General features: G+C 65.6%; 9 protein-coding genes and 1 tRNA gene. 3 read left to right on the forward strand and 7 right to left on the reverse strand.

Going from position 1 to position 11,904, the window contains the following annotated elements:
- Positions 1-12: 12 nt before the first annotated feature.
- Genes BLT71_RS01550 through BLT71_RS01575 form a run of 6 tightly spaced genes read right to left on the reverse strand, consistent with a single transcriptional unit; the run spans position 13 to position 7,519 of the window.
- Entirely contained in the window at positions 13-1,752 is a 1,740-nt protein-coding gene (locus BLT71_RS01550) for a protein kinase domain-containing protein (protein WP_091716968.1), read from the reverse strand.
- Positions 1,749-3,209: a peptidoglycan D,D-transpeptidase FtsI family protein gene (locus BLT71_RS01555; protein ID WP_091716970.1), complete on the reverse strand. Its 1,461-nt coding sequence runs from the start codon at positions 3,207-3,209 to the stop codon at positions 1,749-1,751. The genes BLT71_RS01550 and BLT71_RS01555 overlap by 4 nt, the downstream gene beginning before the upstream one ends.
- Complete coding sequence (locus BLT71_RS01560; RefSeq protein WP_091716972.1) at positions 3,206-4,594, reverse strand: FtsW/RodA/SpoVE family cell cycle protein; 1,389 nt, start codon at positions 4,592-4,594, stop codon at positions 3,206-3,208. The genes BLT71_RS01555 and BLT71_RS01560 overlap by 4 nt, the downstream gene beginning before the upstream one ends.
- On the reverse strand, positions 4,591-6,294 hold the full coding sequence (locus BLT71_RS01565) for a PP2C family protein-serine/threonine phosphatase (RefSeq protein ID WP_091716973.1): 1,704 nt from the start codon (positions 6,292-6,294) through the stop codon (positions 4,591-4,593). Before BLT71_RS01565 ends, BLT71_RS01560 begins: the two co-directional genes overlap by 4 nt.
- 2 nt (positions 6,295-6,296) lie before the next feature.
- Positions 6,297-6,779: an FHA domain-containing protein FhaB/FipA gene (locus BLT71_RS01570; RefSeq protein WP_045731270.1), complete on the reverse strand. Its 483-nt coding sequence runs from the start codon at positions 6,777-6,779 to the stop codon at positions 6,297-6,299.
- Positions 6,776-7,519, reverse strand: a complete 744-nt coding sequence (locus BLT71_RS01575) for an FhaA domain-containing protein (RefSeq protein WP_091716975.1) — start codon at positions 7,517-7,519, stop codon at positions 6,776-6,778. The genes BLT71_RS01570 and BLT71_RS01575 overlap by 4 nt, the downstream gene beginning before the upstream one ends.
- A 374-nt stretch (positions 7,520-7,893) precedes the next feature.
- On the opposite strand from BLT71_RS01575, the gene BLT71_RS01580 reads away from it, so the two are divergent.
- Positions 7,894-7,976, forward strand: a tRNA-Leu gene (locus tag BLT71_RS01580).
- A gap of 150 nt (positions 7,977-8,126) precedes the next feature.
- On the opposite strand, the gene BLT71_RS01585 is transcribed toward BLT71_RS01580, so the two are convergent.
- A complete protein-coding gene (locus tag BLT71_RS01585) occupies positions 8,127-9,077 on the reverse strand; it encodes a 2-hydroxyacid dehydrogenase (protein ID WP_091723736.1) in 951 nt (316 codons plus the stop codon).
- A 307-nt stretch (positions 9,078-9,384) separates the two neighbouring features.
- Between BLT71_RS01585 and BLT71_RS01590 the strand changes: the two genes are divergently transcribed.
- A complete protein-coding gene (locus tag BLT71_RS01590; protein ID WP_091716977.1) occupies positions 9,385-10,947 on the forward strand; it encodes an ABC transporter substrate-binding protein in 1,563 nt (520 codons plus the stop codon).
- A gap of 26 nt (positions 10,948-10,973) precedes the next feature.
- The gene (locus tag BLT71_RS01595; RefSeq protein WP_056080190.1) at positions 10,974-11,903 is read left to right on the forward strand and encodes an ABC transporter permease; all 930 of its coding nucleotides are present in this window, start codon (positions 10,974-10,976) and stop codon (positions 11,901-11,903) included.
- The last annotated feature ends 1 nt before the right edge of the window (position 11,904 follow it).

An 11,904-nucleotide genomic window follows, 5' to 3' on the forward strand; every position in this document is an offset into this window, starting at 1 on the left:
GTTCAGGTCCGTTTACCGTGCGCAGGTGGGCGGGGTGCCCGGCTCCTGGCCGGTGGAACAGGTGGGCAGGGGCAACTGCGGGGAGGGAGCTGACTGTGCGGTGGTGGGGGCCGTCGCGGTGGGCGCCTCCGACGTGGGTGCCTGGGAGGTGGGGGCAGGCGGCGCCACGGCATAGGTCACGGTGATTGACGATCCCACCGGCAGCGGTCCCGTGGGGTTGAGGCCTACGACCTGTCCCGGTGAGGCCTCGCTGGTTTGCTGCGGCTCCACCGTCACAGCCAGGCCAAGGTTGGAAAGCTCGGACTGGACCTGGCGGTAGTCCTTGCCCAGGTACGCGTCCGGGATCACGTTCACGGTTTCCTGGGTGGGCGTCGGCGTCGGGGTGGGCGTATCACGCGTTGGCGTCGGACTGGGTGCCTGCGATGTCCTGGTGGGTGTGGCACTGGTGGTCTTCGGGCTGCTTGAGGTGGCAACCGACGTGGGGCTGTTGGACGGCGAGAACACGCCCATGTTGTTGAGCAGGAAGCCCACCAGGGCGAACAGGACGAGCAGGATCAAGGCGATCAAGGGCCACGTCCACGGGCTGCGGCCCTTGCGCTGCGGCTCATCGACCGGCTCGTCGTCGTACGCGGTCTCTTCCTGGTCCCAGTTACGCTCGGCGGCCAGCGCGTTGGCGCGGGCCAGCGGTCCCTGGGGTGCGTTGCCGTCCGCGGCGTCGCCATCAGCGGCATTCGCTGCGGCGGCACCAGCAGCGGCTCCGGCTGCGGCGGCCCCCACCACCGGGAGCGCGGAGGTGGCAGTGGGTGAGGAATCCCGCTGCGCACCGATCACGCCGGTGGGTGCGGTGGCCGTATCCACGGGTGCGGTGATGGGGCCGGTGTCGGGTGCGTCGAAGAGCAGCATGCCGGGTACTGCGGCGCGGGCTGCGCCGACGTCCCCGTTGCGGATGGCTTCAGCCGCCTCGGCGAGCTTGATGGCGTTTGCCGGCCGGTTTTTGGGGTCCTTGGCCAGCATGGACATCAGGAGCGCGCGGACTGGTGTGGGCAGCGTCTCCGGCAGAGGCGGCGGTGCGTCATTGACCTGTGCCAGGGCGATCGCGATCTGGGATTCGCCGGAGAACGGACGGTGGCCGGTCAAGCACTCGTACCCGATGACGCCGAGGGAGTAAATGTCCGAAGAACCCGTGGCGGTTTGTCCGGTGGCCTGTTCCGGCGCCAGGTACTGGGCGGTGCCCATGACCTGGCCGGTCTGGGTGAGCGGCACCTGGTCGGCCAGGCGGGCGATGCCGAAGTCCGTGACCTTCACGCGTCCGTCCGGCGTGATGAGGAGGTTGCCGGGCTTGATGTCGCGGTGCACCAGGCCCTGGGCGTGCGCAACAGAGAGCGCCCGCGCGGTCTGGGCCATGATGGACAGGGTGCGGTCCGGCGACAGCACATGTTCATGCTCGATGATGCTGCTGAGGGGCTGGCCGGGCACCAGCTCCATGACCAGGTAGGCGGAGCCTTCCTCCTCGCCGTAGTCAAAGACGTTGGCGATCCCCACGTGGTTCAGGAGTGCGGTGTGGCGGGCCTCGGCGCGGAACCGCTGCAGGAAGCCGGGGTCTCCGGTGTATTCCTCTTTCAGCACCTTGATCGCGACGATGCGGCCGAGGACGAGGTCCTTTGCTTTCCAGACTTCGCCCATGCCGCCGATCGCGATCCGCGTGGTCAGCTGGAATCTGCCGCCGAGGGTGATTCCGGTTGTAGGCCTCACTTATTCAACACCGCCTCAAAAATTTTCTTCGCATTAGGACTGGTCAGCTGTGCTCCGGTGGTGATGTCCACGCCCTCCATGGCGATGGTGACGCTCACCTGCGGGTTGTTTGCGGGGGCGAAGCCGGTGAACCAGGAGTTGTTGGTGCCGTTGCCCAACTCCGCGGTTCCGGTCTTTCCCGCCACCTGGACGCCCGGGACGCCTGCGCGGTTCGCAATTCCTTCGCTGACCGCACTGACCATCCAATCGGTGATCTGGTTGGCGATCTCCGGCGTAGTGGAGGTCCGGAGCTGCTCGGGCTGCGGCTCGTCGATGACCCGCAGGTCCGGGGAGCGGAGGGTCTTGATGAGGCTTGGCCGCATCTGCACGCCGTCGTTGGCTATCGCGGACGTCATCATGTTGATCTGCAGCGGGGTGGCGCGGACATCCTTCTGGCCGATTGCCGACTGGGCGAGGCCCGGTGCGTCCAGTTCATTCGGGAAGCCGTCGCCGCGGGCGTAGCCGATCTTGAGCTGGTCTCCCAGGTCCTCACCGAAGCCGAACTTCTGTGCCTGGGAAGCGATGGCGTCACGCCCCAGATCCAAGGCGATGCTCGCGAAGGGGGTGTTGCAGGACTGCTGCAGGGCAAACGCGAAACTCGCGGTGTCCCTGGTGTAGCAGTTGCCGCCGGCATAGTTGGGAAGCCGGTAGGAGATACCGTCGAAGGGCATTTCGGCCGGGTTGGGCAGGACACTGTCCGCGTTGTACTTCCCGGAGGCAAGGGCCGCCGCCGTGTCGACCAGTTTGTACACCGAGCCCGGGGCCAACAGCTCACCCGTGGGGCCGCTGACATTCTGGTTCAAGTTGATGCCGGGCACCTTCAGGAACTCATTGATGTTGGCGCTTTCCGCCTCGGGATCCTGGACGGCCACCTTGTTGGGATCGTAGGACGGCTTCGATGCCATGGCCAGGATGGCACCCGTTTTGGGGTTAGTGACCACGATGGATCCGCGCTGGCCATCAGGAATCAGGCTGTAGGCGAGCTGCTGGAGCTGGGGATCGATGGTCAGTTCAACGGAAGCGCCCTTGGGCTGGTTTCCGAGGAAGAGCTGGCCTACCCGGTCCAGGAAGAGCTGGTCGGAGTCACCGGTGAGGACTTCACCCATGGCCCGCTCCAGTCCGGTGGCGCCGTAGTTCTGCGAGAAGTAACCCGTCATGCCGGCATACAGTTCCGGCTGCGGGTAGGTGCGCTGGAACTTGCAGGTTTCGGAGCCCGTTTCCACGGACTCGGCTACCGGGGTTCCGCCCACGATGATGGCGCCGCGGTCGCTGCAGTAGTTCTGCAGGATGGCTCGCTGGTTCAGGGGGTTGGCCTTCAGTTCATCGGCGCCCACCACCTGCACGAAGCTGAGCGCGCCGAAGAGCAGGGCGAACATGGCGACCGCCGCTATCCATGAGTGTCGTATGGCCTGGTTCATGCCTGCTTCACCGCCTCGGTTGGAGTATCAATGCCTGTAGTGTCTGCGCCCTTGGACGGCGGCAGCGGAGTGGTGTCCACCGGGCCGCGGGCTGTGTGCGAAATCAGCAGCAGCAGCCCCACGATGATCCAGTTGGCCAGGAGGGAGGATCCGCCGGCCGCCAGGAACGGCGTGGTGAGGCCGGTCAGTGGAATCAGGCGGGTAACGCCGCCGATCACCACGAAGCACTGGAGGGCCACGGCAAACGAGAGGCCGCAGGCAAGGAGCTTGCCGAACGCGTCCCGGGTGCCAAGCGCCGCCCGGAAACCGCGGGTCACCAGCAGCAGGTACATGAGGACGATGGCGAAGATACCGATCAGTCCCAGTTCCTCGCCGAGGGACGCGATGATCATGTCGCTGTTGGCGAAGGGAACGAGGTCCGGCCGGCCCTGGCCCAGTCCGGTACCCACAAGGCCGCCGTTGGCCATGCCGAAGAGGCCCTGGATTACCTGCCGGCTGCCGTTCTCGTAGACCTCGGGAGTGAAGGCGTTGATCCAGCCGTTGATGCGCTGCTCCACGTGGGAGAACACCCGGGAGGCAACGAAGCCGCCGCCTAAGATCAGGGCCAGGCCGATGACTACCCAGCTGATCCGGCTGGTGGCCACGTAGATCATGACGATGAACAAGCCGAAGAACAGGACCGAGGAACCGAGGTCCCGCTGGAAGATGAGCACGCCGATGCTGACCAGCCACGCGGCGATCATCGGTCCCATGTCCTTGAATCGGGGGAACTGCAGGGGGCCGATCTTGCGGCCGGCCAGCAGGATCAGGTCCCGGTTCGAGGAAAGATACCCCGCGAAGAATATGGCCAGGGTGATCTTGGCGACCTCGCCCGGCTGGAACGTCATGGGGCCGAGCCGGATCCACACCCGGGCGCCCAGGATTTCCCCGGCACTGATGCCGGGAACGAGCGGCAGGACCAGCAGCAGGGCGCTGGCGGCCAGCGAAATGAACGTGAAACGGCGAAGGATGCGGTGGTCCTTCAGGAACCAGATGACGGCGATGGCCACTGCCATGGCGATCAGCGTCCAGCGGAGCTGGTTGTTGCCGGTGTCCGCGCCCGGCGGATCCAGGCGGTGGATCATGGCCAGGCCGAGTCCGTTCAGCGCAACCACCAGGGGAAGCATAACCGGATCGGCATACTTTGCGCGGAAGCGCAGCACGCCGTGGAATGCCAGGGCCGCTACCGCGAGCAGGCTCGATTGGAACCAGAAATCGGAGTCGAAGGCCTTTTCCTTGTCCACACCAACCATCATGTTGGCGCCGATGCCCACGGCAAGGGCGAGGACCAGCAACGCAAGTTCAACATTGCGGCGCGGCTTCAGGGTGGTGCTGAGCTGGCTCACTTGGCTCCCTCGCAGTTGACGGTGGGGCTCGGCGATGGAGTGGGGCTGCCGGATGCCGGGGCTGCGGACGGTGGGGCCGCTGACGCCGTAGCTGACGGAGCGGGCGTGGTGGGAACAGGGGTTGGCGACGGCGATGCCGTAGGTGCAGGGCACTCCTCTTCGGGTGAAGTGGTGCCGGTAAGTTCGAGGTTCTTCACGATCCGCTGTGCGTCGTAGAGGTCGCTGGCGGGGACGGTCTGGCGGACCCGCTGCTGGGAAAATTGGGGGAGCGAATCCATCCGGATATCCGTCACGGTTTCCAGGCTGGAGAGCTGGATGGGGCCAAGCCGCTGGGAAACCCCGTTGAAGATGGCAACCCGGGAATCGGACTCGCCCACGTAGTAGCGGGTCTGGGTCCAGGCATAGCCAAGCCACAGTCCAATACCCAGGACAACCACAACAGCTGCCGCCACGGACCAGGTAATCCAGCGGCGCGGCTTCAGCGGCACCAGCGTTTCATCGTCGTCATTAGCGGCTGGTTCAGCCTTATGCGTCAGAACTGTGGCGGCCCTGCGGGCCACGGTACGTCCGGCGATGGTGGGGATGGAACCGGACTCGGCGGCGGTTGCGGCGGCGCCCACCAGTTCATGGGGGCGCGAGGACAGTTCTTCGCGCAGGACTTCAGCGGACAGGTGCTCCCCGAGGTGGGGGTCGGTGGATCCCGGGTCCGGTGTCTTGTCTTCCGAGGGTCCGGTGTCGGGTTCGCTGCCGCCAACCGTCTTGGCATCAGCCGGCTGGGACTTGGCTCCCGGGTCCCGGGCATCCTTTGCGTCTGCATCGGAGGCTTCCGCGGTTGCCGCAGCCGGTGCGGCTGACGCGGCCGGCGCGTCAGCGGACTCGGTTGCCCGGGCCGCGGGAATGACGTCGACGGCGGCCGTGCTGACGTCGTCGGGCGTTTCTTCCGCGATCTCGAGCATGATGACCGTGACGTTGTCCGGGGAGCCGGCCTCCAGGGTTAGGTCCACCAGGGTTTCCACGCATTCGCGGAGGTTTGGGGTTTCCTTGACGGTCCGCTCCACGGCGTGGCCGGCAACGTAGTTAAGCCCATCGGAGCAGAGGAGCCAGCGGTCACCCGGCCGGGCCTCCAACGTGTCCAGGTCCAGCTCGGGGCTGGCATCCACGTCACCGAGCACGCGCATGAGCACGTTCTTGTGCGGATGCGTTTCCGCTTCTTCAGGCTTGAGCCGGCCTTCATCGATCAGCCGCTGGACGAACGTGTGGTCCACGCTGACCTGTTCGAATTCGCCGTCCCGGAGGCGGTAGGCGCGTGAATCGCCGATGTGGGCGAAGTGCAGCTGGCCTTCAGCGAGCAGCAGCGCTGTCACGGTGGTGCCCATCCCGGCGAGTTTGGGATTGATATGGACCAGCTCGGACAGCAGGGAATTTGCTGTCTGGATCTCGTCGGCGAGGATGGTGCCGGCGTCGCCCTCATAGTCCGCGCGGTCCAGGTGGATCATGTCCAGGACTGTGGCAGCAGAGGCGACGTCGCCGCCGGCATGACCGCCCATGCCGTCCGCTACGACGGCCAGGTGCCGGCCCGCATAGGCGGAGTCGTCGTTCTTGGAGCGGATCCGGCCGACGTCGGACCGGGCCGCGTAGCGCATGATGAGGGGCCGCGGCGCGGGCTGGGGCCCGGTTGCGGGGTTTTCGGGAACGGCCACAGCTACGGCCTCAATTCGATGACCGTCTTGCCGATTCTCACAGGTACGCCTGGCTCAACGGGCAGGGCACGGGTAAGTTGCTGGTCCGCAAGGTACGTGCCGTTGGTGGATCCAAGGTCTTCGATGAACCAGCGGCTGCCCTGCGGAAACAGCCGCGCATGGCGGCCTGAGGCGTAGTCGTCCTCGAGTACAAGGGTGGCTTCCTGGGCGCGGCCCAGCAGGACCGGGCTGGCGGCCAGCGGAAGCGTGGTTCCCTTCAGGGGGCCCTCCACCACCACGAGTTGCCTGGCCTGCTGCTTCACCGGCTGCGGCGGAGCTTCGGCGAGATCCGGGTTCTTGCGGACCTCACGGGCGGTGGGGGCTCCGGAGGCGGCCTTGCGGCCCACCATCAGGTCCCGGCGCATGGCGGAGACAATGCTGAAGATGAGCACCCACAGGAGCAGCAGGAAGCCGAACCGCAGCGCGGTGATGGTCAGGTCGCTCATGCGTGGCCACCAGGGTTGGCAGGAAGCAGGCGGAAGATGATCTTTGTCCGTCCCATCGTGATGGTGGAGCCGTCAGTAAGTTCAATGCTGCCCGAAACCCGCTGCCCGTTGACGTAGCTTCCGTTCGTGGAGCCCAGGTCCACGGCGCTGGTGGCACCGTTGGAAGTGCGGATCTCCAGGTGCCGGCGGGAAACTCCGGTGTCCTCCACGTGGATATCGGCCTCGGAGGATCGGCCCAGCACGATGGAGGGGGCGTTCAGTGAGTAGCGCTGGCCGTCGATGTCCAGGACCGGCTGCAGCCTGACGGGCTGGCGGCTGGGAGCGGCTGGCACTGCGGGGCGCGACGGCTGGGCGCTGCCGTTGCCCTTGGACTTTTCGGTGGAGGAAGCGATCTCGAAGTCCCCGGCCCGGAGCTCGGAATCACGCCGGAAGGAAATGCGGACAGACCCCTGCAGCGTGTAGCCCTGGCTGCGGACGTGGTTGATGACGACGTCACAGAGTTCCTCGGCCAGCGGGGTTCCCCATTCCTGGGCCCGCTTAAAGTCGTCGTCGCTGAGTTGGACATCGAAGACATTCGGGGCGAGGGTGCGTCCGGCCGCGACGGTGAGGGCCTTGTGGTCCACTTCCCGGCGCAGCCTGCTGGCGATTTCTACGGGTTCGACCTGCGCCTTTGAGCCGGTGGAGAAGACGCCACGTACGGCCTTTTCGATGCCGCGTTCCACTTTGTCCAGCAGACCCATGGTTCTCCTCCTTTCCCTCCGGCTGAGGGGCAGTTCGCAGTCCGGAACTTCACCCGGCGTTCAGTAGACACTCGCTGGTATGGCTGCGCACGGCAGCCACTCCTACATCCGATACTACTGGGACGGCCTGCGAATGACCTTAATCCACAACGGCCCGCCGCCTTCAAAAGTTCGGCCCCCGGTGCCTCAGGTCCGTGGCGGAAAGGCCCTGAGGGCGGGTGGCCGGGCTCCGATGATTGGCGTTCTGCGGCCGGGTCCGGAGGGCCCCCAGCGGTCAATTGGTGTTTTGCGGCATGTGTCCGTTATGCTTGATCTCGCTGCTTTTACAAGACTGCGAATCGGGAAACCGTCCGCAGTGGCGTGGAAGAAGTTGCGCGCGAGTGGCGGAACGGCAGACGCGCTGGCTTCAGGTGCCAGTGTCCGAAAGGGCGTGGGGGTTCAAATCCCCCCTCGCGCACGCAATTGAGAAGAGCCCCGATCTGAGGATCGGGGCTCTTCTTGTTTTAAGCCGTGCCCACCTGTTGCCCTATCAGATTTGGTTGCCAAACCCGGGTTTTAAGGGTCCGATCTGATAGGGCAACGGGGGGGAGGCGGACGCATGGCGCCGCTACGGGTGCACCGGGGATACCGCGGAACCGGTCTCGGCATAGGAGCGCAGGTTGGCCAGGGTCAGGTCCGCCATCGCTGCCCGGGTTTCGTTAGTGCCGCTTCCCAGGTGCGGCAGGAGGACCACGTTGTCCAGGTCCAGCAGGTCCTGGGGGACTTTGGGCTCGTCAACGAAGACGTCCAGGCCCGCTCCGCCCAGCCTGCCGGACAGCAGTGCGTCCACCAGGGCGTCCTGGTCCACTACCGATCCGCGGGCAATGTTAATGAGGTAGCCGCGGGGTCCCAGCGCTTCAATGACGCCCGCGTCCACCAGGCCTGTCGATCCCGGGCCGCCGGCCGCGGCCACGATGAGTACCTCGCACCCTGCGGCGAGTTCACGCGGTGAGGCCGCGTACCGGTAATCGACGCCGGCTACCGGGTTCCGGCTGTGATAACTGATCTCGCAGTCGAAGCCTTCCAGGCGCCGGGCGATCACTTTGCCGATCCGGCCCAGGCCAAGGATGCCCACTTTGCGGCCGCTGGCTTTGGTGGCCAGCGGGAAGTTGCCCTTGTTGAGCCAGTCACCGCGCCGGACGAACCGGTCCGCGGCACTGATTCCGCGCAGGACATCCACGTACAGGGCAATGGCGGTGTCAGCAACGCAGTCATTCAGGACATCCGGGGTGTTGCTGACGATGATGCCGCGCTCGAACGCCTGTGCCACGTCCGTGGTGTCATAGCCGACGCCGAAATTGATGACTGCGCGCAGGTTGGGCAGGGCGCGCATCAGGTCCGTCCCCACCCCAATCTTTCCGGAGGTCACCGCGACGTCGAAGGTGCCGCCGTGCTGGCGGAGGAAATCCGCCCGTTCAGCCGGAGCGTCGGGCAGCCGGACTGCGCCGTAGTCGCCGGTGATCGTTTCCTGGACGACTGGCATGAGGGGCCCTACCTGGAGGACAGCGATGTTCTTCATATCCAGCACACTAGGTTTCGGACCCATACAGGTCCAACATGTAAATGGCATGGATCCATGCCCGAACTGTATTGATGGGCCGGGTCCGGCGGAATGGCGCGGATCCCGCGTGTCAGTGGTACGGATCACAACTGCCAAAAGCACCAATCGGCCACGCAACGGCACCGGGGGCCTGAGCCAAATCCCTTGTGGGCCCCCATCAGCTCAATTAGCTTGAGTCGAGCGCGGCCCCGCCAAGCATCCTTTCGCCGATGCGTCTGACGGTGCCGGGGCACTGCGCACCAAGTTTTCCAACCGGAGGATCCCAATGACGTCTTCTTCAAAGCTTCCCTTCCAGGCCACCGCGCTGAGGTGGCCGGCCCTCGCGGCCGTCGCAGTGTTTGGCCTCAGCGCCTGCAGCGTGGCCAATTCGGACAGCGCCGGAGGCAGCGCGGCGGACACTGTGCGCGTAGTGCTGGGCCAGGAACCGCCCACACTCGAGGCCTGTGAGTCCAACCTGACTTCCACCGGCGTTGTGGTTCGCTCGAACGTGACCGAGCCCCTGATCGAACGCAATCCGCAAAGCGGTGAACTCGAACCCAAGCTCGCCACCGAGTGGAAGGCCACCAGCGACAGGGAATGGACCCTGAAGCTCCGGGAGGGAGTCAACTTCCAGGACGGAACACCCTTCAACGCCGAGGCGGCAGCCTTCACCATCGACCGGGCGGTGAACTCCAAACTTGGCTGCAACGTTGAGGGCTATGTCTTCGGAGACGCCGACCTTGACGTCAAGGCCGTCGATGCCACCACCCTGACCGTGACAACGCCGGAGCCGGACCCCATCCTGCCGCTGCGGCTCTCCTTCCTCGAAGTGGTGCCGATGTCCACCAGCACCACCGAGAAGGTCCGCGAACCCATCGGCACCGGCCCTTACAAGATCGAGTCGTGGGACGCCGGCCAGAAGATCTCGCTCAGCAGCTGGGACGGTTACTGGGGCGACAAGCCTGCCTACTCCAAGGCGGAGTACCAGTGGCGCTCCGAAAGCTCTGTGCGTGCCGCCATGATCACCAGCGGTGAAGCGGACATTGCCATGGGACTGAGCCCGGATGACAACATCGGCGACCTCGGCGTTGACTACCCCAACAACGAAACAGTGGCGCTGCGCATGGACGCTAACGAAGCACCGCTCAATGACATCCGGATCCGCCAGGCGGTCAACTACGCCATCGACAAGGAAGGGATCGTCAACTCGCTCTACCAAGGCAAGCACCAGGTGGCTGCGCAGCTGGTCCCCGAAGGCATCGTGGGCCACAACTCCGGGCTGAAGGGCTGGCCGTTCGACCTCGAGAAGGCAAAGTCTCTGGTGGCAGAAGCCAAAGCCGAGGGCGTTGACACCTCCAAGCAGATTTCCCTGGTGGTCCGCAGCGCCCAGTTCCCCAAAATCACCGAACTGGCCCAGGTACTGCAGGAACAGCTCAGCCAGGCAGGCCTGAACGTGAAGCTGAAGATGCTCGAAACCAGCCAGCACCTGACCTACCAGGTCCGCCCGTTTGCCGAGGATGAAGGCGCCGTTGCCCTGATGACCCAGCACGGCAACCAGGCCGGTGACGCCGCCTTCACGGTGGACCAGTACATGCTCTCCACCGGAGCCCAGAGCTACTTCGGAACCCCGGAATTCGACGCCATGATCCGGAAGGCGGACGCTGCCTCCGGCGATGCCCGGCAGAAGGCCTTCGAGGAGGTCTTCGCCTACCAGAACGACAAGGTGGTCCAGTTCGCGCACATCTCGCACCAGACCGGCATCCTGGGCAAGGCCAAGTCCGTCTCCTACACGCCCAACTCGTCCAGCGGTGACGAGCTGCGCATCTCCGAGATGACCCCGGCCAGCTAACCTCCTCTCCCACAGAAAGGACGGCCATGCTGACCTACTTGAGAAAGCGCATCATTTCCAGCGCCCTGCCGCTGGTGGTGGTAGTGGTTGGCGTCTTCGCGCTGGCCAGGATGACCGGCAACCCGGCCAGCCTGTACCTGCCGCTGAACGCCACCCAGCAGATGCGGGACGACTTCACGGCGCGCAACGGCCTGGACCAGCCGCTCCTGGTGCAGATGGCCGACTACTTCGGCGGGGTGCTGCGGCTCGACTTCGGGCAGTCCCTGCGGACCGGGCAGGACGCGGCCGCCATGGCGCTGCGTGCCTTCCCGGCCACCCTCCAGCTCGCGGCCACCACCATGGTGCTGGCCGTGGTGCTGGCGGTCATCGTGGGCTGCTGGGCTGCCCTGAAGCCGAACGGAGTTGCGGACAGGATCTCAAGCTTTATCTCCATGGCCGCGGCATCGATCCCGGACTTCTGGCTGGCCATCGTGGGCATCTGGATCTTCGCGATCACCCTGGGCTGGGTCCCCACCTCGGGGGTGTCGGGGGCCAGCGCCTGGGTGCTGCCCATCGCCACGCTGCTCCTGCGGCCGTTTGGTGTGCTGGTGCAGATTGTCCGCGGCTCCATGGTGTCCGCGCTTTCCGAGCCGTACATCAAACTGGCCCGCAGCCGCGGCGCCGGCGAGCTGCGGGTGGTCACCCACCACGCCCTGCGGAACGCCGCAGCGCCGGCCCTGACTGTGGCCGGTGACCTCACTGTGGGCCTCGTCAACGGCGCTGTGGTGGTGGAGACGATCTTCGGCTGGCCGGGCATCGGCAAGCTGATGATCGATTCGATCCTCCAGCGCGACTTCGCCGTCCTGCAGGCGGCGGTGCTGCTGACCGCCGTCGCGATCTTTGCCCTGAACATCCTTATCGACATGGGGTACGCGCTGCTGGATGCGCGCGTCCGTCCCGTGACGGTCAAGGCCTAGG

It is taken from the genome of Pseudarthrobacter equi, assembly GCF_900105535.1.
Classification (GTDB): Bacteria; Actinomycetota; Actinomycetes; order Actinomycetales; family Micrococcaceae; genus Arthrobacter; species Arthrobacter equi.